The 26689-nt window shown below is 48.9% G+C and carries 32 protein-coding genes; 9 read left to right on the top strand and 23 right to left on the bottom strand.

The annotated features are described in order from the left end of the window. The 3 genes from TY10_RS03945 to TY10_RS03935 form a co-directional block, all read right to left on the bottom strand. The coding region (locus TY10_RS03945) for a class I SAM-dependent methyltransferase (RefSeq protein WP_063510418.1) at positions 1 to 794 on the bottom strand (794 nt) is incomplete at its 3' end. A gap of 25 nt (positions 795 to 819) precedes the next feature. Then, complete coding sequence (locus tag TY10_RS03940) at positions 820 to 2352, bottom strand: ABC-F family ATP-binding cassette domain-containing protein (RefSeq protein ID WP_042160776.1); 1533 nt, start codon at positions 2350 to 2352, stop codon at positions 820 to 822. A gap of 338 nt (positions 2353 to 2690) precedes the next feature. Then, on the bottom strand, positions 2691 to 3104 hold the full coding sequence (locus TY10_RS03935; protein ID WP_081735095.1) for a GNAT family N-acetyltransferase: 414 nt from the start codon (positions 3102 to 3104) through the stop codon (positions 2691 to 2693). A 199-nt stretch (positions 3105 to 3303) separates the two neighbouring features. On the opposite strand from TY10_RS03935, the gene TY10_RS03930 reads away from it, so the two are divergent. Continuing rightward, positions 3304 to 4008, top strand: a complete 705-nt coding sequence (locus TY10_RS03930; RefSeq protein WP_042160772.1) for a TioE family transcriptional regulator — start codon at positions 3304 to 3306, stop codon at positions 4006 to 4008. 7 nt (positions 4009 to 4015) lie between these two features. Here the strand turns inward: TY10_RS03930 and TY10_RS03925 are convergent, their stop codons facing one another. Next, positions 4016 to 4549: a hypothetical protein gene (locus tag TY10_RS03925; RefSeq protein ID WP_042160770.1), complete on the bottom strand. Its 534-nt coding sequence runs from the start codon at positions 4547 to 4549 to the stop codon at positions 4016 to 4018. A gap of 129 nt (positions 4550 to 4678) precedes the next feature. On the opposite strand from TY10_RS03925, the gene TY10_RS03920 reads away from it, so the two are divergent. Further along, positions 4679 to 5578 (top strand): AraC family transcriptional regulator, encoded by a 900-nt coding sequence (locus TY10_RS03920; protein WP_052350345.1) that lies wholly within the window; start codon positions 4679 to 4681, stop codon positions 5576 to 5578. Positions 5579 to 6526: 948 nt separating this feature from the next. Here TY10_RS03920 and TY10_RS03915 read toward each other — a convergent pair. From TY10_RS03915 to TY10_RS03905, 3 genes are all read right to left on the bottom strand, one after another. Then, positions 6527 to 7681 carry a TolB family protein gene (locus tag TY10_RS03915; protein ID WP_042160768.1) on the bottom strand — a complete coding sequence of 385 codons (1155 nt, stop codon included), beginning with the start codon at positions 7679 to 7681 and terminating at the stop codon, positions 6527 to 6529. After that, positions 7674 to 9137 carry a sensor histidine kinase gene (locus tag TY10_RS03910; protein WP_042160766.1) on the bottom strand — a complete coding sequence of 488 codons (1464 nt, stop codon included), beginning with the start codon at positions 9135 to 9137 and terminating at the stop codon, positions 7674 to 7676. The genes TY10_RS03915 and TY10_RS03910 overlap by 8 nt, the downstream gene beginning before the upstream one ends. 85 nt (positions 9138 to 9222) lie before the next feature. Then, the gene (locus TY10_RS03905; protein WP_337588324.1) at positions 9223 to 9852 is read right to left on the bottom strand and encodes a response regulator transcription factor; all 630 of its coding nucleotides are present in this window, start codon (positions 9850 to 9852) and stop codon (positions 9223 to 9225) included. Positions 9853 to 10059: 207 nt separating this feature from the next. Here TY10_RS03905 and TY10_RS03900 point away from each other — a divergent pair, with 207 nt between their 5' ends. Then, positions 10060 to 10893, top strand: coding sequence for a M15 family metallopeptidase (locus TY10_RS03900; protein ID WP_042160764.1), 834 nt, complete (start codon positions 10060 to 10062; stop codon positions 10891 to 10893). A gap of 54 nt (positions 10894 to 10947) precedes the next feature. Here the strand turns inward: TY10_RS03900 and TY10_RS03895 are convergent, their stop codons facing one another. The 3 genes from TY10_RS03895 to TY10_RS03885 are packed head-to-tail and all read right to left on the bottom strand — an operon-like array spanning position 10948 to position 14625. Then, a complete protein-coding gene (locus TY10_RS03895) occupies positions 10948 to 12084 on the bottom strand; it encodes a Ger(x)C family spore germination protein (RefSeq protein ID WP_042160762.1) in 1137 nt (378 codons plus the stop codon). Continuing rightward, positions 12081 to 13526, bottom strand: coding sequence for a spore germination protein (locus TY10_RS03890; protein ID WP_052350344.1), 1446 nt, complete (start codon positions 13524 to 13526; stop codon positions 12081 to 12083). The genes TY10_RS03895 and TY10_RS03890 overlap by 4 nt, the downstream gene beginning before the upstream one ends. Further along, positions 13513 to 14625 carry a GerAB/ArcD/ProY family transporter gene (locus tag TY10_RS03885; protein WP_042160761.1) on the bottom strand — a complete coding sequence of 371 codons (1113 nt, stop codon included), beginning with the start codon at positions 14623 to 14625 and terminating at the stop codon, positions 13513 to 13515. The genes TY10_RS03890 and TY10_RS03885 overlap by 14 nt, the downstream gene beginning before the upstream one ends. A 112-nt stretch (positions 14626 to 14737) precedes the next feature. Between TY10_RS03885 and TY10_RS03880 the strand changes: the two genes are divergently transcribed. Then, positions 14738 to 14968: a hypothetical protein gene (locus TY10_RS03880; protein ID WP_042160759.1), complete on the top strand. Its 231-nt coding sequence runs from the start codon at positions 14738 to 14740 to the stop codon at positions 14966 to 14968. Positions 14969 to 15006: 38 nt separating this feature from the next. Here the strand turns inward: TY10_RS03880 and TY10_RS03875 are convergent, their stop codons facing one another. After that, entirely contained in the window at positions 15007 to 15549 is a 543-nt protein-coding gene (locus tag TY10_RS03875; protein ID WP_042160793.1) for a GNAT family N-acetyltransferase, read from the bottom strand. A gap of 308 nt (positions 15550 to 15857) precedes the next feature. On the opposite strand from TY10_RS03875, the gene TY10_RS03870 reads away from it, so the two are divergent. Beyond that, positions 15858 to 16361: a C40 family peptidase gene (locus TY10_RS03870; protein WP_042160757.1), complete on the top strand. Its 504-nt coding sequence runs from the start codon at positions 15858 to 15860 to the stop codon at positions 16359 to 16361. Between the two features lie 67 nt (positions 16362 to 16428). On the opposite strand, the gene TY10_RS03865 is transcribed toward TY10_RS03870, so the two are convergent. The 3 genes from TY10_RS03865 to TY10_RS03855 all read right to left on the bottom strand — a co-directional run bounded on the left by TY10_RS03865 (position 16429) and on the right by TY10_RS03855 (position 18777). Further along, complete coding sequence (locus TY10_RS03865) at positions 16429 to 17091, bottom strand: hypothetical protein (protein WP_042160755.1); 663 nt, start codon at positions 17089 to 17091, stop codon at positions 16429 to 16431. 190 nt (positions 17092 to 17281) lie between these two features. Next, on the bottom strand, positions 17282 to 17794 hold the full coding sequence (locus tag TY10_RS03860; RefSeq protein WP_042160753.1) for an acyl-CoA thioesterase: 513 nt from the start codon (positions 17792 to 17794) through the stop codon (positions 17282 to 17284). Between the two features lie 2 nt (positions 17795 to 17796). Beyond that, the gene (locus tag TY10_RS03855) at positions 17797 to 18777 is read right to left on the bottom strand and encodes a nucleoside hydrolase (RefSeq protein WP_042160752.1); all 981 of its coding nucleotides are present in this window, start codon (positions 18775 to 18777) and stop codon (positions 17797 to 17799) included. 141 nt (positions 18778 to 18918) lie between these two features. Between TY10_RS03855 and TY10_RS03850 the strand changes: the two genes are divergently transcribed. Further along, a complete protein-coding gene (locus TY10_RS03850; protein WP_042160750.1) occupies positions 18919 to 19230 on the top strand; it encodes a hypothetical protein in 312 nt (103 codons plus the stop codon). 130 nt (positions 19231 to 19360) lie between these two features. Further along, positions 19361 to 20002: a metal-dependent hydrolase gene (locus TY10_RS03845; RefSeq protein WP_042160748.1), complete on the top strand. Its 642-nt coding sequence runs from the start codon at positions 19361 to 19363 to the stop codon at positions 20000 to 20002. A gap of 69 nt (positions 20003 to 20071) precedes the next feature. Here TY10_RS03845 and TY10_RS03840 read toward each other — a convergent pair whose 3' ends face one another. The 5 genes from TY10_RS03840 to TY10_RS03825 form a co-directional block, all read right to left on the bottom strand. Beyond that, positions 20072 to 20344 (bottom strand): HesB/YadR/YfhF family protein, encoded by a 273-nt coding sequence (locus TY10_RS03840; protein WP_042160746.1) that lies wholly within the window; start codon positions 20342 to 20344, stop codon positions 20072 to 20074. 65 nt (positions 20345 to 20409) lie between these two features. Continuing rightward, positions 20410 to 21180: a metallophosphoesterase gene (locus TY10_RS03835; protein ID WP_042160744.1), complete on the bottom strand. Its 771-nt coding sequence runs from the start codon at positions 21178 to 21180 to the stop codon at positions 20410 to 20412. A gap of 163 nt (positions 21181 to 21343) precedes the next feature. Beyond that, a complete protein-coding gene (locus tag TY10_RS30225) occupies positions 21344 to 21520 on the bottom strand; it encodes a hypothetical protein (RefSeq protein ID WP_155985680.1) in 177 nt (58 codons plus the stop codon). A 126-nt stretch (positions 21521 to 21646) separates the two neighbouring features. Further along, entirely contained in the window at positions 21647 to 22534 is an 888-nt protein-coding gene (locus tag TY10_RS03830) for a TIR domain-containing protein (RefSeq protein WP_052350342.1), read from the bottom strand. A gap of 99 nt (positions 22535 to 22633) precedes the next feature. Next, the gene (locus tag TY10_RS03825) at positions 22634 to 22999 is read right to left on the bottom strand and encodes an ArsR/SmtB family transcription factor (RefSeq protein WP_042160791.1); all 366 of its coding nucleotides are present in this window, start codon (positions 22997 to 22999) and stop codon (positions 22634 to 22636) included. A gap of 187 nt (positions 23000 to 23186) precedes the next feature. On the opposite strand from TY10_RS03825, the gene TY10_RS31965 reads away from it, so the two are divergent. Beyond that, on the top strand, positions 23187 to 23318 hold the full coding sequence (locus TY10_RS31965; protein WP_272945260.1) for a hypothetical protein: 132 nt from the start codon (positions 23187 to 23189) through the stop codon (positions 23316 to 23318). An 80-nt stretch (positions 23319 to 23398) separates the two neighbouring features. Here TY10_RS31965 and TY10_RS03820 read toward each other — a convergent pair whose 3' ends face one another. Together TY10_RS03820 and TY10_RS03815 are read right to left on the bottom strand one after the other, a co-directional pair. Continuing rightward, complete coding sequence (locus TY10_RS03820) at positions 23399 to 23746, bottom strand: c-type cytochrome (protein ID WP_042160742.1); 348 nt, start codon at positions 23744 to 23746, stop codon at positions 23399 to 23401. 86 nt (positions 23747 to 23832) lie between these two features. Beyond that, a complete protein-coding gene (locus tag TY10_RS03815) occupies positions 23833 to 24477 on the bottom strand; it encodes a LuxR C-terminal-related transcriptional regulator (protein ID WP_202903141.1) in 645 nt (214 codons plus the stop codon). Between the two features lie 259 nt (positions 24478 to 24736). Between TY10_RS03815 and TY10_RS03810 the strand changes: the two genes are divergently transcribed. Next, a complete protein-coding gene (locus tag TY10_RS03810; protein ID WP_042160739.1) occupies positions 24737 to 24937 on the top strand; it encodes a hypothetical protein in 201 nt (66 codons plus the stop codon). A 139-nt stretch (positions 24938 to 25076) separates the two neighbouring features. Here the strand turns inward: TY10_RS03810 and add are convergent, their stop codons facing one another. Beyond that, positions 25077 to 26108 (bottom strand): adenosine deaminase, encoded by a 1032-nt coding sequence (gene add, locus TY10_RS03805; protein WP_042160736.1) that lies wholly within the window; start codon positions 26106 to 26108, stop codon positions 25077 to 25079. Between the two features lie 35 nt (positions 26109 to 26143). After that, on the bottom strand, positions 26144 to 26641 hold the full coding sequence (gene uraD, locus TY10_RS03800; RefSeq protein WP_042160735.1) for a 2-oxo-4-hydroxy-4-carboxy-5-ureidoimidazoline decarboxylase: 498 nt from the start codon (positions 26639 to 26641) through the stop codon (positions 26144 to 26146). Positions 26642 to 26689 lie beyond the last annotated feature (48 nt).

Here is a 26689-nt window from a genome sequence, read left to right as displayed (position 1 = left end):
GCTGCTTGAAGCAGCGAAATTTGGGAAGCAATAAGTGCCGTTAGCTTACTCGGGATACCGGCTGCCGCCTCCATCTCTTCCTCATAGCACTGAAGGGTATACTCGACCTCCCAGCCGCCATCTTGCAGCTCAGGCGAGTAGATCAACGTCTCGCTATGCAATGACCAGCCCGCTGCTTCGGCAATATCCAATAAATCTTCAGGTGCAAATAGCGTCCGAATATTGGACTGGCTATCCGGCTTATACGCCTCATATTGCGCCTGTATCAGGGCTGCCAATAGATGCGGATATTGCCCGGTTTCGGTTATGCGCGCATCCCATTCCGCGAAGCATAACCGTTCACCCCATTTGCTGACCTTTGTCAACACCTGCTGTAATTGCTCCCGGGAAGCGAAATACCAAGAACAATGGGACATAACAATCGTATCGAAGGTTTGATAAGGAAATTCCAGCTCCAGGACATCGGCTTCAAAATCCAGTTGAATCCGGCTTCCAATAGCCGAAGCCTTCAGACCTGCTGCTGCTTCTCCGAGCGTCATAGGCGCGCCGTAATCTGGCGATGCAATGTCGATGCCATGCACGAAGCCGTCTACCCCCACTAATTGGGCAAGCACCACTGTCGTATCGCCTTGACCGCATCCGATTTCCAGCACCCGCTCGCCTTTCTGAATCTGCCAAAACTGTGCGAGCTTGCAGCGGTGCTCAGTCTGCACACGCTGAATGCCGTCACCGCTATCGCCATATACAGCCATGCAGGCTGCCACTAAACCTTGTTGATCTTGATTCCCATTCAAAAATGATTCCTCCTCATCATATAGCTTAGCTCCATTCTTCCAGCCGCCATACGGCTGTAGCCCAGCTCTCGTAAAACTCAGGCTCATGCGACACGATCAGGACCGTGCCCTCATATGCCGCAAGAGCATCTGCCAGCGCTTGCTTGGCGATAATGTCCAAATGATTAGTCGGTTCGTCAAGCACAAGAAAATTGCTGCGGCCCAGCATCAAATGGCATAGCCGGACTTTCGCTTGCTCACCGCCGCTTAAGGAGCGAAGCGGACGCCGGATATGCGCCTCCTTCAAACCGGTCATTGCCAGACTGGAGCGAATGTCCTTCTGAGTCAGATCTGGCCTTGCCGCACATAATTGGTCTAGCGGCGTTTCCTCCGAAGGCTGATCCTCCTGCGCATAGTACCCGGGCAGCACCCGTTCCCCAATGCTTAGCGCTCCTTGCAAAGGCGGGAGCTGCCCCATCATCGTCCGCAGCAGTGTAGATTTGCCAATGCCGTTGCTTCCGATGATCGCGATTTTGTCGCCTCGGTGAATGACGAAATCCGCTGGCGAGAACAGCGGCTGCGAATAGCCGAACTGAACATCTGCCGCCTCAACAATTCGCGGTACTGGCTCCGAATGAAGCCGGAATTTGAATCTTGGCTGAGGACCGGAAGCTGGCCGATCGATCATTTCCATCCGTCCCAGCACCTTCTCCCGGCTTTTCGCTTGCTTCGCTTTGCGAATGCGATTTTTCTGAATAAAGGCTTCGAGCCGCTCAACTTCTTTGCTTTGCCGCTCATAGGCAGCCAACTGCTGCTGCTTGTTCTGATCGGATACTTGCAGGAAGGAACGATAATCGCCCCCGTATCGTTTTAGCTGCCCATGCTCCAGATGGAAGATCGTACCCGTTACCTCTTGCAGAAAACGCTCATCATGGGATACGACAATATAGGCATTCTCGTACCGCTTCAAATAACCGATCAGCCAATCGATATGAATTTCGTCCAAAAAGTTCGTTGGCTCGTCAAGCAGCAGCACGTCGGGCTCCTCCAGCAGCAGTCTGCCTAGCAGCAGCTTCGTCCGCTGTCCCCCGCTCAAGAGGTCAACCTGCCGCTGCAGTCCGATCTCCCTCAGGCCTAAGCCAGCCGCAACCTCCTCGATTTTGGAATCCAGCTCGTAGAAGCCGGACAGCTCCAACTGCTGTTGAAGCTCGCCGTATTTGGCAAGCAAGCTTTCGGGGCTGCCTGAACCTGTCGACAGCTGTTCAGCAATATGCTGCATACTCTGTTCCACTGCGTACAGCTTGGAGAATGCGCCCTGCATCAACTGCAGCATCGTTGCCCCTGGCTCTAGGTCCGCATGCTGCTGCAAATAGCCGACAGCAATAGCCGGAAGCCAATTCACGCTGCCCTTATCAGGGATCAATTGGCCGGCCAGCAGCCGTAATAACGTCGATTTTCCGCTGCCGTTGCTGCCAACCAGACCGGCATGCTCGCCCCGGTTCAACCGGAAGCTGACGCCGTTAAAAATCATTTTATCTGTGTACATATGGGAAATTTGATCAACAATTAATAAACTCATTTTGTACCTCTCCTTTGACTTCGAATGAAGCCAACCGAGAGCGCAGTGACTGATGTCTACACGGTATTCTATTCTTTTGTGCGCAAAAAAAGGTAAAGCGAACACACTCGCTTTACCCTCTTGGAAAGGTAAGAAAGGAATGATGTTCTCTATCACTGTCTTTCGGTTGGCATAACCTTGTAAATGGGCAGACTTATCCCGTTTACGCCAATTCCCGAATTAGAACAGTTGATAGAAAGAACATACACCTAGCCACCTTTATAGTCATTTTTGTTATACTCTTCCTAGTATACACACCGCCGGCCCGATGTCAATTTCGATCATACAAAATGGACGAATCACCCGTTCCGAATCCGCTTCATGCTATAAGCGTTCGGATAAGTCAATTCAAAACCATAGGCTTTGTACAGCGGAATTAAGCCCAGCTCTGTAATAACAACAACTGAAGCACCGATACCTGCATTTTCATTCAAATATTGAATCATTTCCTCCATCACGAGCTTGTCGATACCCTGGTTCGCATAGTCCGGGTCTACAAGCAGATCGGCAACTTGAAAGCATAAAGCGCCATCTCCTACAACACGGCCCATTCCAGCCAGCTTGTTGGAGTTCTCGTCCCAAATCCCCACCATGAACGTCGAATGGCTAAGAGCTTTCCGGGCAATGGATGCATCAACAGCCGCTTGGCCTGTCTTTTTTCTAAGCTCGATATAGCATTGTTCATTTGGCGCCTCGTAGTCGATCCTCATCATAATCCCCGCCTTCAGCAGCTTTTCCCTCTACTTTACTACATAGATGCAAGTGCTAAAGTTTGCCGGCCAGCGGGCTATCATTGAAAGGATTATTAAATGATCAACATCGTCATGTTGCTTTAAGGTTTTACAATAGCATTTGCCACGTATCTTCCAATCTGTTATAGTAGCGTTCGAATCGGTTCAAGGAGAGATGCGAGTGGCCTATTTCAAGCCTAACGAGATTGCGCAAGAGCTCGGCATTAGTACAAGCGCTTTACGTCATTATGAATCATGGGGTGTCGTGCCGTCACCGGAACGGGGAGCTAACGGCTACCGTTTATATACAGAAGTGCATTTCGCCTATTTCCGCTGTCTGCGGGCGATGTTTCCCGGCTACGGGGTGGCATTGACCTGCGAGGTGCTTCGCAAAATCCAAAACAGCGAGCCGGAGGCCGCCTTTTGGCTCGTGAACCGTGAGCAAGCCGTTCTGCAGCAGGAGAAAATCGCCGCAGACCAGACGCTGGAGCTGCTGCAAAACCTCGAAATTCCGGCGCTGTCCAACAAAAAGCTAAAATCGCATATGTCCATTGGCGAAGCCGCCGAGTTTACAGGCGTAACGGCCTCCGCAATACGCCACTGGGAAAAAGAAGGGCTGCTCATTCCCGATCGCGACCAGGACAATGGCTACCGGCAATTCACACCCCTCCATATCCGGAAAATACTGCTCATCAGCACGCTGCGGAAAACGGTCTACTTTCTGCAAACGATGAAGGACATCGTCGATGCCCTGGATAATCAAAGCCTGGAGCAAGCCCGCAAAGTGACAGAGAACGCCATTCAAAGCATCCATGAGCGGATCCGCCATCAATTCCGCGGTGTTCACCGCCTTGTTGAGCTATGCCAGCTGCTAAAGCTGCTCTAATCTTTGCTTACATGACGTTGTAGTTAAACTTTCCGATAAAAACACGCTTGAGCGGCTCCGTGAAGTCCCCTTTGCCAATCACGCCAATGGCATTGTAATTGGCTTCTTTAAGCTTTTGAAGCGTATACCCCGCATCGGACATATAAATGTCCCTTCCTGCACAATTCCCCTCGGTTCTGAACGCTATTTTTTCAATGCTGCAGTAGATTTGTTTGGATACGACCTTATATGCAATAAAAGTCATCGGCACAACGGCCCCGCCGCATGCAGACGGTGCGGCTTCCATGTCCTTGATATTCTGAAATAATAATTCCAGCTCGATCTCATAGGCGCTGCCGCCATTAGCGGAAGCTAGCAGTCTTTTCATCAGCGAACAATAGCGATGCTCCTCTACAGCGGTGGCAACCGAGTCCATCAGCCATTTGGCCTGCTGAATCCGATATTCGGCATTGAACACATTAAAGCTGATAACGCTTTTCTCCGCATAGGTCTGATCACTCTCGATACGATGGAGCATCGATTCCATTCGAGACGCCGCCATGTGCCTCCCCCTCTCGTTGCCATGCTTCACAACCTTGTTTATACTATAAGTATAAATACAACAACGACAACAAACTATCATTAAATCACCCTTTTTCATAACAATATTGCGCAAGTTGGTGAATATATCATGCGAAAATCTATCGCAACTAACGATCAAGGCTTTGAAGAACGTCTTCACGGCGATTATAGGTTCCCGTTCGAGGTGTCACGAGACTCGCTTTCTGAATACGAGCAGGGCTTCTTTGAATGCCACTGGCATCCTGAGGTAGAATTTACAGTCGTATTGGAAGGATCGATGCTGTATCAGGTTAACGATACTGTATATGAGTTAAGCGAGGGCAGCGGCCTCTTCGCCAATGCGAACAGCCTGCATTCAGCCAGAGCCCATGAAGACAGCCGGGACTGCACCTATATTGCGGTCATCTTCAATCCTGTGCTCGTATTTGGCCATGAACGCAGTGCTATTGAGGAGAAATATGTCCGAACCGTTACCGAGCCGCCGCATCTTGCTTCCATGCATCTGACTCCGGAAATCGGATGGCAGCGGCAGATGATTCAGCTGTTAATGGAAATTCATGAACAGGACGAACAGCGCGGGATATGTTATGAGCTGATTATCAAAAGCAAGCTTTGCGAGCTGTGGGCATTACTTTACCAAGGCTTTCAAAGCTCTTCCCCCCGCATTCAGCCGGGAGCATCCCGTTCGGTGCTTCGCGTGAAGCAAGCGCTCCAGTTCATTCATAACCATTATCAGAATAAGCTGACCTTAGAGGAGATCGCAGCAGCGTGCAATCTGAGCAAAAGCGAATGCAGCCGTTTTTTCAAAAAGATGATCCGGCAGTCCCCGTTTGAATATTTGCTGCATTATCGCATCCAAAAAAGCCTTCCGCTGCTGCTCGACCCCGACGCGAACATTACGGAAGTTTCCGAGCAGGTCGGATTCGCCAGCGTCAGCTACTACGCCGAAATTTTCAGAAGATATATGAAATGCTCACCAACCGAATACCGCAAGCAGCATAAAAAATAGCCATCCGACGGATGGCTGCTTTTTATGCTGCTTAGATTAGAGTGCCGGTAGGCTGCGATGTTTCTATAACAGATCGGTTATAGGATCGCGCTAGCCAATAAGACAAGCTCGAAATGGACTTGCTGTGATCGCGCTGTACCTGCCCAGATACGAAACCGCACACACTTGCCAACCTTTACAGCTTTCCTTCATGCCCGCCTATTGGACCATTCAGAATCAAAATGCAAAAGTGCAGTTTGATTCGCTCCAAATGGCCTAAAAACCCAATCAAAATGCAAAAATACATTTGAAACCGCCCCTTTTCGTCCAAAAGGGGCTTTTTGGCCCAATCAAACTGCACTTTTACATTTTGAAGCCATAAAACGTCGAAAAAGCGGCTGACAACCTGCACTTTTACATTTTGATTCGCTGCAGCAGCCGGCAGCAGACATAACTCACCAGCACAAATGTGGTCAAAGAGTTAATTTTGCCAGCAGATTACGCTATCTATCAGGATGAGCGGAGCGTATTGCGTTCAGGATGATTTTTCGCTAGATTTTATCCATTTTCATCGTGTTAGCGATAAGGGCATGGAATCAAGAATAGCAGCATGAACCAATACGTGCAGCGATTCCGGCTGATAACAGCAGATTGCGCACACAGGAAAAGCGGAGCGTTTTGAGTTCAGGATGATTTTTCGCTAGATTCTAGCCATTTTCATCGTGTTAGCGATAAGGGCATGGAATCAAGAATAGCAGCATGAACCAATACGCGCAGCGATTCCGGCGGATAGCCGCAGATTGCGCGCCAAAAGGAAAAGCGGAGCGTATTGCGTTCAGGATGATTTTTCGCAGATTCTATCCATTTTTCATCGTGTTAGCGATGAGTACATGGAATCAAGAACAGCAGCATGAACCAATACGTGCAGCGATTCCAGCGGATAGCCCCAAATTGCTGCCTTTCGACCAGCTACTTAATGCGGAACTGAAAAACATTGCTGCCCGTACTTTCATCCGTTACTGCCAGCAGCGTCTCCCCGTCAGTGCTCCACTGCAGCAAATTGACATAGCCGAGATTATCGTAGACGGTAAATTCATCCGTCAGTCCCTGCTCATCAAGCTTGGCTGCCATCACTCTCCACCGACCGTCGCCTCTAGTCGTATAGGCCAGCATCCCGTTGACCGGATTGTACGTCATCTGAAAGTAAAGACCCTCTTTCAACAGAGCAGACTGGCCTCCGGCTGTAACCGAATAGATTCCATCCACCCCGCCAATCCTTCCCGATATTGCGACTTTGTTCTCGCTCCAGGGCACAATGTTGTAGATGTCGCTAATGTCATTGACTGTTATCGTCTCCATCGCCCCTGAACTCAAGTCGATGTTGTAAATCATGTTTTCTCCCTCATCATCCGTCGTGGCCGGGCGATAGAACGGCATGTAGAGATGAGTCCGGTCTGGCGAAAGCGCAAGGGCCATTACCTTCTTCATAACCGCCCCGACGTATTGGTCATTTTTCGGCGTATTCATGCTGTAATCTGCTACTTTATTAAGTATACGAAACTTACTTGTCTCGAGATCGCGAACACGAATGTAATTGTGAAATAACTCAACAGCTTGCCGATCATCAGGCATAACCATCCAGCTTCCCCAATCTGCCCATCTTCCTTTCTCGCGCTTCTCCGCAACGTCGTACCAGACGGTCTCGGGCTGATTGTTACGAAAAGCCTGGTACAAGATGCTGTTTCCGTCCGGCGATGCAACGATGTGTACGATATTTTCCTTTTCTAGCAGAGGAATCTGACTATTTCCCGCCAAATCAAAAACCGACAGTGTGCTGCCGCCTGTCTCCTCACCCTGTTGCTGCGACAATACAAGTACGGTACCGTTTTTCAGCGTCTGCAGCTCATAGATAGAGCCGGAACTATACCGCTTAATGATCCGGTCAATCCGGTTCAATCCGCTTTCTTCGAATAGTGACCGATCGAGAATAATCGTCTTATCCCGGTTCATCGCACGCAAATACCATTCGCCTGCACCGAGAAACAGCGCCGCTACCAAGACAGATAGTGCCGTCAATACCGCCAGCCGTCCCCAGATCGAGTCCAAACGCCATTGCTTAGACATTCAGAATGCCTCCTAATTCCATCGTTACACAGGTCCCTCTTCCCGGGGTGCTTTCAATCGCAACCTGACCGGCATGCCGCTGGGCAATCGTCTTAACGATTGCAAGACCCAGTCCAGCGCTGCCTCTCTCCTCTTCGGGGTTAGCAGTTGCTAGTCGATAGTACGGCTCGAATAAACGGGCCAAATGCTCCTCCGGAATACCCGCTCCCTGATCCGCGACTTGAATGAGGCACCGGTCATCGCCTTTACGGCTTAGCGTTACAGTAATCTCTGAATGAACGCCGCCGTATTTAATGGCATTGTCCAGCACATTAAGCAGCATCTCACGCAATTTCTCCCGGTCGCCCCGAATAAACAGCGGTTCCTCACCCGCCCTGAAAAGAATGCGAATCCCGTATTTATCGCCTCTTACCGCCATATCTTCACATACACTGCCAACAAGCACGGACAGCCCGACACGCTCAAACCGGTAAGCGATCTGTTCAGCTCCAGACGTGGAGAATAGAAGAAGCTGAACGACTTTCTCATTCAGCCGCTTGCTTTCATCGATAATATAACGCATCCCTTTATCGAAGAAAGGCTTGTCGTTGAACCCGTTCTCCTCCATAATTTGCGCGTATCCTCTTATCGTCGTAAGCGGCGTTTTCAAATCATGTGTGACGTTATCGAAAAAGGTCTTGCTCATCTGCTGCGTAATTTGCAGCGCATCACGTTCCCGCTTAATCATGGCGATTTGCTCTTGAATTTGCTGCATCATCAAGTTATAGCCATGGGTCAAATCCATCACTTCGTCATTTCCGCCCCGGATCGGAACCGGTTCGTACACACCTTCACCTACTCGTTTTACGCTTCTAGCCAATCTGGCTACTGGTTGTGTAATCCGATTGGCTAACAACCAAGCTGTTAAGAATACGAGTACGAAGATGGCGACAGCAAACCAGCGAATTGCGGCAAGAAAGCGGTTGGTAAATGCATGAAGCTCGGAGTAGTTTTTCGTCAGATGAACGATGCCGATGAGCTTGCCGTTTGCTTCGACCGGACTGGACAGACTAACAACGGAAGACGAACCGGACCGATTGACCGAATAAGCGATTTTACCCTGCATCGATTCGGCGAAATCATGGGAAGAAGGGAGCTCCTCGACATTTAGGCGAGACAACGCCTTTCCCTCCGCGTCATATATTGAGATTGGAGCACTGACGGACGAGCTCAGTTCCTTCACCAGGCTATCCGCTTCATTCTTAAACGACTGCCGGTCCAGCGTTACATTTTTGCTCAAATAATATTGGCCGATGTACAAATCAATAGATTTCTTGAGCTGTATGACATCCTGATTAATTAAACGGGACACATTCTGCTCCGTAATTGTGACGGACACAAGAAGAAGCGACACCAATCCAGCGAATATGACCAGCGTAAATGAGAGCAGCATTTTGTGCCGGATCGTCAGTCTCATGCCAGAGAACCTCTTCATGGCAGCTTGTACCCTACACCAAATATCGTGTCGATAAGCGACTCTTCCCCCTTCGCGGTCCAGTTTTTTAGCGGAGTCTTTGAACATGAATATCGACCGTCCTCGTATCCCCTGGAAAATCATAGCCCCAGACATGATCCAGCAGCTGCGGCCGGGTAAACACGGTTCCCCGGTTCTCAGCCAAAAACAGCAGCAGATCGAACTCTTTGTTCTTCAGCTCAACCTTTTCTCCATCCCGCAGTACGACTCGTTGCCGCTTAATAACCCGGATTCCATCTTTTATTTCAATCGCTGCCTCCGCCTCGCCTTTTGCCAGTGCGGTTGCAAGCTCGATTCGGCGGAATACAGCTTTAATTCGCACGATAACTTCCCGAACATCAAACGGCTTCGTCATATAATCGTCGGCGCCCAGCTCCATGCCAAGCAATTTATCGACCATATCCGCCTTCGCCGTCAGCATTATGATCGGAATGTTCCACTTCTCCATCGAAGCGGTCTTGCATAGGTCGAATCCGCTCAAGTCTGGCAGCATAAGATCCAGCAATATCAGATCGGGCTTCTCCTGCCGCACCCTCTCTTCGGCCATTCGCCCTGTTCCGGCATGAATCGCGGAGTAGCCTTCTCTTCTAAGCGCATAGATCAGCAGCTCCGCCAGCGCCGTCTCATCCTCTACGACCAATATCGTTTGTTTTCGCATGATGCCTCCATGAAACATTGAAATAACTGTTTCCATCTTAACATGACCGAATCGAAATCTCTTCGTAGCATTCGCCATTTCGAATGAATTTACAATTTGGATACAACTTGGCTGCTTTTCGCATACATTTGCGGGTTGGATAGAAACATGTAGCCGGTAAACTTCTCTTATTCCGGGAAATCACCCTCGATAAAAGGAGAAGTCAACATGTTAAAAAGCATCATGCCATCATCCATCGTTATTGTCATCATCATTCTTCTATTGTCGGCCTGCGGCGGGCCTAAGCAGGAGCTGCCAGCGGACAACCCCGGCAGCGGTAATGTTAAAGAGGAGCAGCCTTCGAATGCAGGCAGCGGCAAAACACCTGATCAGCCAGACAGCGGAACTAACGGACAGGCCGGATCAAATAAACCGGGTGATCAACAATCGCCCGATGACATAGCGACTGTTGCCAATGCAGATTCCGTCACTGTGCTGGTGAACAAGCATAATAAATTGCCGGAAGACTATACCCCGTCAAACCTGGTCTATCCTGATGTGAAATTTACGTTCAATGAACGCATCGATAAACGAAAAATGACAAAGGAAGCCGCGGACGCGCTGGAACAGCTGTTTCAAGCCGCAAGCAAGGACGGGCTGCCATTAGCCGGAGTATCCGCCTACCGCTCGCATAGCAGGCAGAAACAGCTTTTCGAGGGCTATGTCCAAAAAGACGGCTTGGAGAAAGCACGTACTTACAGTGCTTTTCCGGGCACAAGCGAGCACGAGACAGGACTTGCGATCGATGTTGCCGGAGCAGACGGCAAATGCAGCGCGGCCGATTGCTTCGCGGATACGGCTGAAGCAGGCTGGCTTGCGGATCACGCTCATGAGTACGGTTTTATAATCCGTTATCCTAAAGGCAAGGACGATTTAACCGGTTATAAATATGAGCCTTGGCATTTAAGATATGTAGGAATTGATGCCGCCTCCGACATGCACGAGAGCGGATTGACGTTAGAGGAATATACAGAATCCGTTAAGGTTGCAGGGCATAAATAATAAAACAAAGAGGCCGCTCCCATTCACTGCGGCCTCTTTGCCATAAGGTTATGGCTACGTTATAAAATTCGAATGGTCTATTCTCGTATGCACTTCAATCTTCGGCTGTATGCCGCTATATTGCTCCGGCCAATTTTCCTTCATCGTCCGCCATATTTGCGGATGCTTGCGATGAATCCATTCCCCGACGCCCAGCAAGTCAGTATGCCGTTTTTGGGTATACCGGATGAATTTACGGATATCCTCTGCAATCTTTTCATTCAACTGATCTTCCCAGGCATGAATCATTGCTGGCGTAATGTCGAATTCCTCGCATGGCAAATCCGTGATCGTCAAATCGGCTGTAATATTGAAGCTAACCTGCGGCTTTTGCTCCGAATCAAGGGTCACATGCATTTTCGAGTTATTGTTAATATTTTCGAATGAAATTTCCTTGCCTGAACCGCATGGGATTTTCTCAAGAGAGCCTGCCATCCGATTGTTCGCACGCATGAAAGCTCTCGTTTGGCCCGGCGACAACTTCCCGGCCAAGTGATCCTTTTCAAATATAAACAATCCTGTCGCCTGCAGAATAAGCTTGTCATCCTCCGAGTCTTTGACCCGCAAAATTGCTGGTATGGCAATGTCCCGAAATTCATTGATATAATCCCGATATACGTCAATGAGAGTTACCTTCATCGTCATTGCGTTGGCTTTGCCATTCTGAGCCAATCCCTTAAGCACCTGAGACGTAATCATTAAATTAGGGGCTGGCATCTGCAGCTTCTCGTAAGCCTTTCCCTCCGTCATATAGAGCAATGTCGAGTTGCGGAACTGCCTCAGACGGCGAATCGATTCCACATGCTGAGACAACCCATCCTTCATGACATCTTTGCTGAATAGAATAACGGATGTATGTCCCCATAAAAGCATGCGGTCGGATTTATTTCGCATTAATCGGGCTGCTTCAAATACATTCTCTCCCTCATGCGAGAGGAAGAAGCTGTCACTTTGCATCCCTTTCGGCTGTTGTCCGCCCGTTACGATTTTGGAAATCTCGGCCGTCAGACGAATCGGAGCATGCTCTCCCTTATCGATTGCAATGGCATGCACAATATGAATTTCATTCAATTCCAAGCCTCCATCACAGCCGCCAATGAACAGAGCAGCCACCGTTAGAATGAACAGCCCTATGAATTTGAGGCTGCTCATCTTCGCGTTCCTTCCCGAAACCTCCGGCGGCGCAGCGGGTGGAACAAGCCCGGACGCTTGCTGTTGAATGTGCTGGGCCTTCTAATTACGATATCCGACAACTGTTCAAAGTCAAACGGAGCAGCCGGCGACAAGTAAGGCACGCCAAACGACCGCAGTGAGGCCAAATAGGTCATGAGCATAATAACGGACGCTACGATACCGACATATCCGAGCATTGACGCCATGAGCGTAATACCGAACTGAATCATTCGAATAACGTAATTGATCGCGGTAGAAGGCAGTGTGAAGGTAGCGATGCCTGTTAAGGCTGCAACGATGACCATAATAGGCGATACAATTCCGGCTTGCACCGCTGCCTGGCCTAGAATCAAAGCACCTACAATACTGACAGCTTGGCCGACCTGCTTAGGCATACGGACTCCCGCTTCCCGCATAATTTCGAAAGCGATCATCATGGCGAAGCTTTCAATGACCGCAGGAAACGGTACCGGCTCACGTGCCGAAGCGATACTCTGCAGCAGAGAGGTGGGAACCAGCTCGTGGTGAAAGGTGACCGTCGCGACGTAGAAACCGGGCAGCAGCGCGCCGATCAGGGCGCATGCCAGTCTCATGAAGCGAATGCTGGAGCCAATATAAAAGCTCCAGGCATAGTCCTCACTTACTTGGAAAGCCTGAAGAAAAACGTATGGGAGCATCAGCGCAAACGGTGAGCCTTGTATGATGATCCCGATCCGCCCTTCCAATAAAGCGGCAACGACTCTGTCCGGCCTCTCCGTCGTCTCGATAAGCGGAAGCAGTGTCCCTCGATTATCGACGATCCATTCCTCTACAGTGTTATCGCCTTGTATGATGTCGACAGGTATTTCCTGTATCCGCCGATGAACCTCTTCCAGCAGCGCAGGATTGGTTATTCCTCCCATGGAGATGACCGCTAGCGTTGTGCTGGTAACAACCCCCGCGTCCTTAAACTCGATTTTCAAATCCGGAGAGGGACAATGATAACGGATTAAGGCCAGGTTGTTGCGAAAGGATTCTGTGAAGCCGCTGCGGGCCCCTTTCACCGCTGCTTCGCTGACCGGCTCTTCCACACTGCGCAGTTGAACGCTCAGCGTATCAATTGAAATGCCGTACTGCTTGCTGTGATACAGCAAGACCGTATTGCCGCTGGCTAATTCTTTCGCAGCCTCGGAGATAGTATGAATTTCATATTCACTCGTTACGGTACGCAGCAGCGAAACATGATCGGGGTAAAAGGCATAAACCTGCCGCAGCATCTCAGCGTTGGCAAGTCCAGTGAGGTGGCAAATCGTAATTTGTCCTTCTCCGTCTTGTCCTTCGATCTCATTCATCATCAAATCTTCCGTATGATACATTCGCTCGGACAATAACCGTTTATTTTCTGCCATGTCAAATGTGAACCGTTGTTCATCCGCTTCCATAAGATTTCTCCTCCGGGATCGAATTTTGTCTCACAGCAGCAACAAGAAGCAGTACAACGGGCAGAACAAATTGAAAGATCAAGAAATACCAAGCTTGCCGGTCATACAGGCTGCTCATCTCGATCAGTCCCCATATTTTAAATCGGGCGCAAAGGACAACGGCAACTGCAAGCGGCGGAATGAACAAGCGAGGACGGTTAATATGCAGCCATTCGGTTAGCGCTTGAAGCGAGGACCAGAAATAGACGGTTACTTTGACGAACGAGCTCATAACCCAAATGGCGATTAGAATGGCATCAAGCCGCTCGATATCCCCGAACAGCTTAATATTCTGAATAAGGCTGACAATGGGGTATGTAAAAGTACTCGTACCCTTTCCGCCAAACACGACGATACAGCCTACAACAGACATCATAAGCAGCAGGAATGAAATGACGATGCCTGCAATGGCATAGGGGACCGTCTTTTTTGTCCGTTTCACATGTTGAATAATCATCGAAATAAACATCATATCGCCGAACCAGGAGATCACGACAAAGCTTCCTTTAAAGGCACTCCCGATTCCATTCTCCATAACTGGAAGCAAATATTCAAAGTTATAGCTGTTAAAGAGCAGGATATATATGAACAAAAAAGTCACGACAGATATGCCCAGAATAAGCAGCGCTACGCGAGCAATGACCTCCAGGCCGTGAAATACGGCATAGGCACACATGATGACGCCCACTACCATATAACCGTTCTGCGGAATCATCGGGTTAAGCGCAATAATGAAAAACTGGGCATATTCCCGCAGCACCCAAGACGTAATGTCCAGATAATAAAAGAAGAACAGAAACGAGAAGAGTCCCCCGAACCATCCCCCCAGCACTTGCCTCGAAATCGCAACAATGCTTTTACCGGGATACCACTTATTCAATTGCAGAAAAACGAGGACGTTCAATATGCCTACACTGCCCCCGAGCAAGACGAGAAACCAGGAATCCCTGCTTGCATATTGTGTTAAAATCGCTGGCGCATACAGACTGGCTGTGCCAACTGTTGAAATCACGAGAAGTGCCATCATCTGTTGATTCGTAATGGTAGTTTGACGCATCATAGTGAAATTATCCCTTTCTTAATAACCTCAGTCTGTCCCCGGCGCTGTAAATTATTCACGTTATAAAGCCTTCAATCGGGGAACAATGACAGCAGTACAAGGGGGGCTGAATATGAAATTGAAAGCCTATATATGGGCGTATGTTTTCTCGGCTTTCTGGCTGCTGACTCTGCTGCTGTATGCACCTCATAATGCAACGTATTTAAGCATTGCCAAGCTTCCATGGGCTTTTCTAATCGTGAATTGCGTGACGCATACCCCAATTCTGCTTATTCTCGTATTCGCGGACTGGCACACCAAGAAGCAAGAAAAACAAAGTAAAAAAGCAGAAACCTCTGAATGATTCAGAAGTTTCTGCTTTTTTATTGATGAGCAGGCTTGTTACCTATTTGAAGCCAACAAGTACTCTAATTGAAAATCTCGAGGGTCACCCTCATACAATTCCTTATTTAGTTCAACCGCCTCTTTACAGCCTATCGCAAAATAGAAGGCAATGGTTTCCTCGGCAGAACCTGCGCAAATATATATTTTATCGGCTCGCCACTCTCTTGCTGCTTCAGCCATTTTCAAAAACAGCTGCTTGCCAATCCCTTTATTTCTGTGCTCAAGCGAAATAAAAAGCTGGTCTAATAAAACGTAGTTATATTTCTCACCAAAAAACTCACGATTTAAGGCTGCGAAGCCTGCTAGTTTATTGTTCTCATCAAAAGCGCCTACAGCTTCACCTTTACCTGATACGGTCGCTTTCAAATGATTGAAATGGTACTCGTAGCCGCTCGGCCAATCCGGATCTTGATAATTGATATCGATTAACTGGCGTTGCCCGTCTACTTCTCTCCATGCTCTCTTAATATATTGTGAAGCGTTCATATCCTTTATTCGTTCACAATCTTCAATAACTAACCTTCTATAATATATACTCAACGCAATTACCCCCGTCCTCAATAAATACATACACAACTTCCACTATTATACATTGGAAAACTATTCAACTTCATCTTCTTCTCTTACAAAAAGTTAATAGCAAACCCTTACAATGATGATTTTGTCAATTGGTCCAAAATTAATGATCTTTCATTTTATTTTAATAATGCAGTAATAGTCCATATTTCATAAGGTTTCAATCTCCCATTAGTAAATAATGGCTGTTTTTGCTGTGTTATGCTAGCTCTAGCAAATAAACAACTAGACTACATGCCTACTTCGGCAAACACAATTAGGAGGTTTTCCCTATGAAAAGAAACACAACTCAAAAAATGATTAAAGTAATCGCCGGTGTCGGCATTAGCTTATCCATTGCATTCAGCGGCGCGGTGATCGCAGTTCCGCAGCAGGCGCATGCAGCAGTCAGCAGCAGTACAAAAGCTAATCAAATTATAGCGTCAGGTAAAGCCCTGCTTGGCAAACCATATAAGCACGGTGCAAAAGCGGGAAGCACAGCCTATTTCGACTGCTCCTCGTTCACGCAATATATTTTCAAAAAACATGGAGTCAGCCTTCCCCGCTCCTCCCAACAGCAATCTAAAGTCGGCAAATTCGTATCGAGAGCCAATCTGAAGCCAGGCGATTTGATCTTCTCGGATACGAACCGCGATGGCGTTATTAACCATGTTAGTGTCTACTTGGGCAACAACAAGCTTCTTCACACTTACAAAGTAGGCGTTGGCGTTACAATCTCGAACTTTAGCGGCAGTGCATGGGACAAGACTTACGTGACAGCTCGCCGTGTCCTTTAGTTTTCTCATTTTGAAAATATTCAAAACAAATAACCTCCAGGACTTTTGGTCCTGGAGGTTATTTGTTTTAATCTTCATTTTTCGCTGAGACATCCGCTTCTTCATGCTTCTGCTGCTGATCAGCATCCGCCTCTTCCGGCAGAGGAGCTGGTGCCAGAGGCTCCTTCTTCAATTTCTCCGAGATTCGCTGCAGCCGGTTAAAGTCCTCGTAAAGCTGCAGCAGTTCAGCCTCCTTTGCCTCCATCTGCAGCGATAATTCATTGAGCAGAATCTGCAAGCTTGCCGCATCATATTCAACCTGTTTCTCGTTCTCATCCTCAGCAACGGAAGTAAACCCGTCTATACGCTTTATATACCTGCTGCAGCCGAAGGTGACAATCGCCCATTCGTCCGCCTCTTTGCGGCCTAATTCCTTATAAATATCGACGTAGCCGTCAAACACCATGTTAATCATTTTGCGGTAATCCCAGTTGACGATAGCAAGGCTTTCTTTCGCGCGGCTTACTGCCAGCATAAGCTGAAAATCATTAAGCTTGCCGCGCTCCTCTTCTACCCGCTCTATTTCATGAACAAAATAAGGGTATGCCTTGCGAAACAGTTCGGATACCGCTGCAAATTCCTCTTGAGTGATGATCTTCGTATCTTCCGCTTCCATTGCTCTCATTCCTCTCTTGCCGATACGTCCATTATAATAACTTTCGCAGCAAGAGGCCAATTTGAGCACCTGCACTTATGACTTTCTCTCCTGATTCGTATATAATGGAGTAATAGAGAGGCTAGTCCAAGAAAGTTGGTGCTTACATATGAATGGCCGAAGAGCGGTATTCACGATTCTAGGTATTTGCGTAGCGCTTGCCTTAGTCGTTTACCTTATGATTCAACTCGTAATAAAGGCGCAGCCATAGGCTGCGCCTTTCCCTTTATACCCAGGGCGGTTTGACGGTCAAATAACCGGCAAACTTCTTGCTCTCTTCCCTTCGCTGACGGCGCATCTCTGAGCGCTGCGGAGCCGTCTCGAACAGCTTCAGCTCCTCCTCAGATTCCGGAATAACACGTGGAACCGGAATCGGCTTGTTATTCTCATCCAGCGCAACGAATGTTAAGAACGACGTTGCCGCTACTACCCTCTCGCCGCTCAACAGATCTTCTTTAATGACTTTAACGAACACCTCTACCGATGTTCTGCCATTCCAAGTGACGTACGATTCCAGACTCACGTAATCGGTAGGCCGGATAGGCTGCAGAAAGTCGACAGAATCCGTAGATGCCGTAACGACCGTACGGCGGCAGTGTTTGGTAGCAGCAATAGAAGCGATATCATCAATAAATTGCATCAGCTTTCCGCCGAACAGCGTATTGTGATTGTTGACGTCCGTCGGGAATACACGGGAAGTTTTGTAGCATCTGGACTCGCGCGCATACCGTTGCTCCATGACTATACAGTCCTCTCCGCTACAGGGGCAGCAAATACGGACAGCAGCTGACTTAACGAACGCTCTGCTTCAACCTCCAGGCAGAATTCAATTTCTCTGCCGATATCGGAATTGAAACGACGATCCGTAATAATCATACCGGCGGTCAGATCATGCCCGCAGTCGATGACAGCCTTCAGTGTTTGTGTCCGTACAAGTGAAGGATCGACGGCAACCAGCACAGCTAGCGGATCATGCATCGCGCATGCGCCCAAGAAGCCGCTCGACTCCCCGTAGAACTGAATATAACGATCCATCGATTGCTGCAAGAATAGGGCAACTTCCCGCTTTTCGGATGGCGCGTTCTGCAGCAGCTGCTCCAGATGCTGACGCGTCAGCTTTACTTTCATCGTTACATCCAGACCAACTACCGTAATGGCCAGTTCGGAATTGAACAAAACGGCTGCTGCCTCTGGATCGCCCCAGAAATTCGCTTCACTGACCGGCGTTACATTGCCCGGTGCGAACACCGTTCCGCCCATGATAACGACGCGGTTGATCAGCTTCGCAATCGACGGATCTTTCTGAACCGCATTGGCAACGTTGGTCATTCTGCCTACCGGTACGATAATGAGTTCGCCAGCAAGCTCATGCGCCTTCCGGATGATGAAATCCTCAGCCGATTCTTCAAGCGGCTGCTGCTCTGATTTTGGCAGCTCCACATCACCAATTCCGTTATGGCCGTGGATATGCGGCACCGGTCCGCTATATTCGCGTGCAAGCGGTTTGCTGGCGCCCATTGCAACGGGCACCTCGTAGCCGCAATTGGCTAATTTAATCAGACGCAGCGTATTTTCCGTCGCTTGCTCCACCTCAATGTTGCCGAAAACCGTCGTTATACCTACGAGTTCAATATCCGGGGATAACAGCGCGTATAATACCGCTACCGCATCATCAATTCCTGTGTCTACATCCAGTATGATTCTTTTTTTTCTGTCCGTCATATATGTTGGACTCCTCTCCTATGTATGCCTCCATTGTATACGATGCAAGCAAGGTTTCCAAAGGAAATCGTTGCTTACACTCCGTCAAACCATGCTATAATGAATTTCATTTCATATTATCACTAATAAGGGGAACGCTCAATGAATGCCAAGGAACGGGATCAATTTATTATTGACGCCTACCGCCGCGACGAACAGACGATGATTCTCGTCTTTGCGCAATGGTGTGTCAATCATGGACTGGACGCAGCCGAGCTGTACGCTCGTGCCTATCCTCACCAGTTAGACAACGCCGCGCTCCAAGAGGCATTGTCGCTTACCGCACCACGCGAGGAAGCTGGCGACATCGATGACGATACGGTGCTTCAAGTGTTGTCCTTGTTCGACAACGAAGAGCTTGCATTCGTCGTCACTGAAGAAATAAGCGCCCGCCTGCAGCGCCGGAGCGAATAGCTTGATATCATTCATTCACACAACCCATGGACTGAAGTTAAAGACTTCCCTATTGTTTTCTCCCTTATTATAACGTTATAATAAGAATGCGAACATATGTTTGACGCCATAGTCAGTCACGGGAGGCAATATGAAAGGCTCTACTCATTTGGCGATCGGAGTCGCTATCGGCGCTGCCGCCGCCGTTTATTACCCATTCTCCGTTATGAATGCTGCCGTCTACGTTGCTGTAGCAGGTGTGTCTGCCCTGAGCGCGGATTTGGATGGGCCTAGCATTCTTAGCTCTAAGCTGGGCAAGCTGTCGAAGCTCATCTACTCCCTCATTCAAGGAGGCGGGTGGCTGCTTGCAGGCGCTGTCGCCTATTTGTATGCCGCCGACCAGTACTTCAACCTGAAGCTTGCCATCTTTTCCGTTGCCGTCGTATTAGCCGGCTTGTTTGCCGGACGAGGAGCTATACGTAACGCCTTAGTCACCGCTGTCGGCTGCGGAATGATGTACGCCGGATTTATGGCTAACATGACTTGGCTCATCGGATTCGGCCTATTTGTCGGCATCGCACCATGGCTGAAGCATCGCGGGATGACACATACGGTATGGGCGGTAATTGCCTGGGGAGCCATCGGACTCGGCCTCGAGCGCGAGCTCCAGTTAGAGGGACTAATGCGCGTGGCCGTTCTCGGCTATCTCTCCCACCTTATCGCTGACACCCTTACGCCAAGCGGCGTGAAGTGGTTTTACCCGATTTTCAAAAAATCGATCAAGCTGCGTTAGCTCGCACAACCGCAAGAAAAAGGCTTTTCTCGAAGGATCGTAGCCGGTCCCAACGAGAAAAGCCTTTCTTTATTTGACGAAGACGATATTTTCATTACGCAGATCAATGGTCAAATCCTTGCCGTCCATATACCAAGCGTCGTTCTCTTCCATGTAAAAATGAATGCCATCCTGAACCGTACTAACCGCCGGGTATCTTGCTGTATCCTTCATGATGCCGAACGAAAACGCATCCTCGCCTCCGCCGCTGTACCGCACATAAATACGTACGCTGTCCTCTGGCTTGAAGCCCCATTCTTCCATAAAACATGCCGTTGCGGCTGATGTTACGCTCATTTTCATTCTCTTCACCCCTTCCGATGTTGTCATGCGTTCATTATGGCTAGCAAGGCCTGTCGGCCATCAACCTATAATTGGTGTATGGTCACTTCACTGCGAATGAGAAAGCGGGCATTGGGCCCAGCCTGGCTGATTCCTTTGGATATGTAATAAGCGCCCTGATTCCCTTCATGCAGCCCTTTCACGATGCCGGCGGCTGCCAGCTTTCCTTTGTTAATATATCGGAAAAGAAAAGGTACGTTAAATTGCATGCCGTGAAAATGTCCAGCCATTAAATAAGCATAGCGTTGAGTGAGTTGAAGTACAAGATTCGGGTCATGGGTTAGCACGATAACGGGCTTGACCTTGCCTGCGCCTTGAAACGCCAATTTCGGCTTGCTCTTCTTGCTTCCCCAATCGTCAATGCCAACCAGCATAAACTCGCCCGCATCGTAGCTGCGATTGCTCAGCAATTGCACGCCCGTTTCTCTCATGAGCTGAACGAGCTGCTTCATTGGCCCCGCGGCCAGCCGGTGATCATGATTGCCGAGTACTGCAAACACCGGAACGCCACAGCCGGCGATCGCTTCCAGATAGACACGGACTTTCGGCAAATATTTGCCGTTTTGCGTAAAGTCTCCGGTAATAAAAATATACGATGGACGCTCTGTCTCAATCAATCTTTTTATTCTGGCGGCGCTTATCCGAATCTTCTCTACATGCAGATCGCTAATATGCAGCACCTTCATGCCGAGACCTGCCGGATACTGAACCCGTTCGACCTTCAGCCACTGGGTCGGAAATATAAACAGAAAATAAAGCAGCACAGCTGCTGCGGTTGCTGCAATTATATAGACCATCTGCGTATCCCCCTATCCAAAGCATACCTTATCGCGGCGGCCCGTTCAAGGCAGGCGGCTGCCGCAAACGCCGGGAAAACAAAAAAGCCCCGGATTTCTCCGAGGCTTCCTATTGAGACTGCCCCCGTTTGTGAGACAAAGGCGAGGCCCATTCAAAGTTCAATTATAGAAATGATGGCTTTTTATATATCGCTTTGCGTTCCAGCACCACCGTATATTCCCGGTCCCGGCCATCGACCGAAGGCGCGACAAATACCGAATTGGATTGCTGTTCGCCACGGGCAGGCTTGCGAATTAGTCGGGCAGTGTGACTCTCACGGTTTCCTCTGCTCTTGTTCATTGTGAATCGCCTCCCAGCAAATAGTTCACGGTGTCCATTAATTCGCTGTTCCGTTCGGCGAGTATTCCGAGCTCCTCGTCTGTTACGGTGCGTGCTCCAGCTAAATGAACCGTTACGACAAAATCCTTACCCACAGGATAACACAGTAAATAACCAGCCGCAACCAGCTTTCCCATTCGCAAGAAGCGCATCGTGCTGTTCAAGAACGCATCCACGACGAGAACGGGGGACTCCCCTTCTTTTTTTCCCTTCATTCGTATGATAGGGAAAAAAGCGCCCTTTGCCGACATTGCCGGCAATTTGCCGCATGCCGTCCAGATCAGCCTGCCATAACGCAGCGCCTGTGACACGATAGCCTTCCAGCGGAGAGGCGTCGTAGCCGTTCCGTATGGCCTCGTACATCCGTTCATAGGGATGATGCTCACGCTCACTAAATGTGTTCTGGTTGAATGCTATAAAAAAATGCAGCAAGCTTTGCTTGCGCTTAAGTTCGGATTCATAGGCTGCGGCCAGAACGGCAGGATCCTGGAAATGCCCCAGCGCACGGATTCGATCGGCAATCTCATCACAGGCCAGATTCACTGCGGCGTCGAAGTTGCCATCCGAACGCTCCTCATAGCGCAGCACGGTCAACCCCAGCAGATCGGAGGGCAAATGAAACTCATCGATTGCGATTCCTTCCCTCTCCGATGACACTTGCTCCGGAATGAGGAAAAAAACGCGGGTCCGTCTGAGCCGTCCCCAGAACATGCCCATTTCAAACACCGTATTGTCTCTCGGCGCTAGAAAAGCTTTGCCTCTCATCATGACTACATCGTCCGCTGCCAGCACGAAGACCGCATAATCGGCAGTCTGCAGCTGGCGCTCCAGCGCCTCGATCGCATAATCATTCGCTTTGAAAGCTCCCGCATGCCAGGGCGTAACCTCCGCTACACGGTTCAAAGCGCGATGAATGGCGTTCACATATTTTATTGCTTCCCTGGATGATCCAATAAACAGCTTTGGCTTCGTCACATTTGAACTCCTTTGCAGCGGCAGTTTACGTTTCATTATACTAGCAAAATAAGGAAACGAGAAGGAGTCGCTGGTAGGAAGATCATAATTATATTTATGTCAGCTATGATGCAAATGTTGCAGCGTTTGCGTAAAAATTTCTTTCACATGATCGTCGTCGAGTGAGTAATAGACGGTTTTGCCTGCTTTGCGCCGCTTCACGATGCGCACATTACGCAAATAGCGAAGCTGATGCGAGACCGCTGATTGCGCCATATCCAGCACGACGCACAAATCATGTACGCACAGCTCTTGCTCCAGAAGTGCGTAGATCATTTTCACACGGGTCGGGTCGCCAAGCGCCTTGAACAGCTCAGCCAGCTCAACCGCCGTTTGCTCGTCTACCCGCGCCTTGCTCAGGTTGTCGCTGCCCGGCTCCGTTCCGATACAGTTGTCCTCGCATTGCTCATCCATTAGTTTCTCCAATTGGCGCACCACCTTCATTTTCGTAAAGCTAATTATAGCAGAATGCTCCTCTCCTTGCTCAAGCCGACGCAACAAATATTGGAAGGTGACCTATCTGTGTCGGTAATTGTAATAAAATAGCCATATCGAGTCATGAAACGGTTTCTCTTTTTCTTTTATACTAGGTTGGAAAGGAGGCGATCATTTTATGGCAGCTGCATACATGACCCTTTTGGGAGCATTATTCGTATTTGGGGTATTGTATTTGGTAGTAGCAGGTTCGAAAGCAATTCGGGACGATGATGAATTGCAGGATCAGGCGCTCCAATCTTTAAAATAGGTCTGATAATCTTTCTAAAAAATGAAAAGAAGCGTCAAAGAGACATTCATCCCTTTGACGCTTACGGCGCGGCTGTCAGATCAATGTTGCTCCGACAGCCATTTGGCCAAGCTTTGAATTTCACTCTCCGACAATCTCCTGCCGAAAGCAGGCATACCGCCTTTTCCATTTGTGATGATAGCGGCAATCTGCTCCTCCGACATTGTACTGCCGATATGCTGCAGGTTAGTGCCCGACTGGCTTCCTTCCAGATCAGTGCCGTGACAAGATAAACATTGGTTTTTATAAAGCGTTTCGGCAGTATCACCGTTTGTCATCCCATTCTGCTCGGAGACCGCATCATTCGTAACTGCCGCTTGGCTCCCGCATGCGGAAAGCATGACGATCAACAGGCATGCACACAGCAGCACAACATATCTCGAATACATGGTAGCCCCATCCCATCTTCTGCTTATCTGAGTTATTCGCTAATTAGCATTGGCTATCTCCAGTCCATTTATGAGGACGCACCCCATCATGCGTAACAATAACCCCGCTCAAAAGCATATCTCGCAAGCTGAACACGGTTGTCCAAATGCAGCTTCTGCAAAATGTTCTTCAGATGGTTTTTGACCGTATGCTCCGAAATGATCAGCTTTTCGGCAATATCCCGATTCGCCAAGCCGTCAGCTACTAAACATAGCAGCTCCTTTTCTCTTGGAGTCAGAGGCGTATCATCATCACGGGAATCTCCGGCATAAAAAAAGCTATTCAAAATACGAGCTGCAAACTCTCTTGGCATTGGCTCATCGTCCAATACGATTGCACGCAAATATTCAAGCCAAGTCTCTGCGCTGTAATGCTTCACTAAGTATCCTTGAGCGCCGTTCTTCAACGCTTCGAAGAAATGGGTTATGTCATCTGCAGCAGTTATCCAGACGATTTTGACAAACGGAAATTTTAATTTGATTGCTCTAGTCGCATCTAGATCATCAGCTCTGCACTTATCGACAGCCATTAAAATCAAATCCGGCAGTATTTGTTCCGTCTTTTGTATAGCGTTCAGCCCGTTTGGAGCTTCAGCCACAATTTCGAATAAGGAATCCTCATCAAGGATTGCCCTCATTCTCTCGCGCGCTTGGTGATGATCATCCACGATGAGGACCCGCACTTTCTGCACCGTCATCACTCCCCCTGCTTTGCCTATGTCATAGTTGCTGTATTCGCACGCGGATCGTTTCCTCTCATTATACGGACTATATCAGCTGAACGTTGGCTTATCCGAGGGGATTGGGTGACAAAAGAGTGGCGCCAAACAAACAACTTTGTGAAAACCGATAATTTCTTGAATTATAGTATCTCTATGCCCAAAGGTTTACTTCATATTGGAAAATAATCCACTATTTGTATATATCTTCAAATCTAGGGGGTGGTCTTTCATGAAGCTTATTCGACGTTTTGTCCTTGTCGTACTAAATTTGACCGGAGAACTTTGGACGGGCGCTTTTCATCGTAAATCTGACTTCTACGACAAACATACCGCTTCAACAACCAAAACCGGCTATTTCGCATTTGTTGCGCTCGTTACCGTTGCTGTAGCGGGCATAGCCATATGGATTTCGTTCCGTGGCGCTGTATAATCGAATATTACATGCCAACAAGGGTAAAAGATAAAGAAAGCGCAAGTATCGGGGCTGATCGAGCCCCAATACTTGCGCTTTGATTCTAATCTGAACTGTCGTGATCCAAACATATAACAGCCTCACTCTATCGGGACAGTTATAACCCTTGCTCCGCCAATTGACGATTTATGGTGTCGATCAAACCGCTCTTCAAGGACTCCTCCAGAAAAGACGCTTCCGCTCCGTTGCGAATGAGCTTGCCTATATCCCCAAGCGTTAAGCCGCAATGCTGCAATAGCATAACATACTCCAACGTGATCGACGTACCCGATACCGTTAAGTTGTCCGTGTTTACCGTGGCCGTTATTCCAAAATCTAAAAATCGTTTTAACGGGTACGCCTCCCATGAGTTAACGGCCTTCGTCTGTACATTGCTGATGGGACAAAGCTCCAATGGCGTTCGCGTCGAGCGGACCAATTCCATCGCTTCGTGATGGCCGTCGATCTGAACGCCGTGCCCGATTCGGGCGGCGCCGAGGCTGGTAATCGCTTCAATAACATTTTCCGCGCCCCCCGCTTCCCCTGCATGAATCGTTACAGGCAAGCCCAATCGGCGGGCTAACTCGAATATGGAGCGATGCAGCTGCGGCGGAAAGCCCGCTTCATCTCCAGCGAGATCAACAGCAACTACCCCGTCCCCATAATGGCTGGCAGCCGCTGTAATAACAGCTTCATTTCGTTCATAACTGTCATGCCGCATACAGATCACGATTGCTCTCGCTATGACGCCATACTGCCGCTCTCCGCGGCGCAGGCCGTCACGAACATGCCGTATGGCATCTTCTACGCTAAGCCCCTCCAGCGTATGAAGAATCGGCGCATACCGGGCCTCAATATAAATGCAGCCTTGATTGGCGGCTTGTTCAACAACTTCAAATGCGACGCGTTCCAATGCCTCTCCCGTTTGCAGAAACCGCAGCACGAAATCAAATTTACTTAAATATTCGCGCAAATTGGTGCAGTCCTCATCGATTTGCATCCTAGACAGCAGATGAGAATCTGCCGGGAGCGGTTTGCCCTGTTGATGAGCAAGTTCGCGAATCGTTTCCGGCTTAACACTTCCATCCAGATGCAGATGAAGATCAATTTTCGGAAGCCGCTTCAGCTGCTCCACTCTCTTGTCATCCATCCTGTCCTCGCTCCCTTCGCTTCGATGCACCAACTCTATTCTGCAATAAGATCTTCTAGCCGAAACGACGTAATTTTTGCAATTTGCTTCATCGCTTCTTTCGACTCATGTTCCGACGAATGAGCAAGGCGTTCCTGTAGCGCTGACCAAATTGCCGACTTATCGCTGCCCCGCACGGCGTATATGAAAGGAAACCCGAATTGCTCCATATACTGTTTATTTGCAGCGGCAAACTCCGCAAATTCCTGCGGTGATAGCCTATCAAGCCCCGCTCCCTGCTGCTCACGGGTCGAATATTCACCGATACTAAGTTTCGTTGCCAAATCGGGATGCAAGCAGTAGAAAGCATGGAGACGCGCCTCCGGCAAGTCCTTAATCATCCGCAGCATCGCCTCATGAAGCCCGGAACGGCTCTGGAATGGCCTTAATGCCCATACACCCTCCGCTACCCACGGCGAATTTTCGAATACAGTACCCAAAGCCAGAACGAATTCCTTCTGGTTCATTTCATTTAATTCCGATAACTGGATCATTAAACCTTCCTCCATTCACACTCACTTATCCGTAAACACTCAGCAGTA

Source organism: Paenibacillus gorillae (genome assembly GCF_000513275.1).
Classification (GTDB): domain Bacteria; phylum Bacillota; class Bacilli; order Paenibacillales; family Paenibacillaceae; genus Pristimantibacillus; species Pristimantibacillus gorillae.
This window is presented reverse-complemented; position numbering and strand designations above follow the sequence as displayed.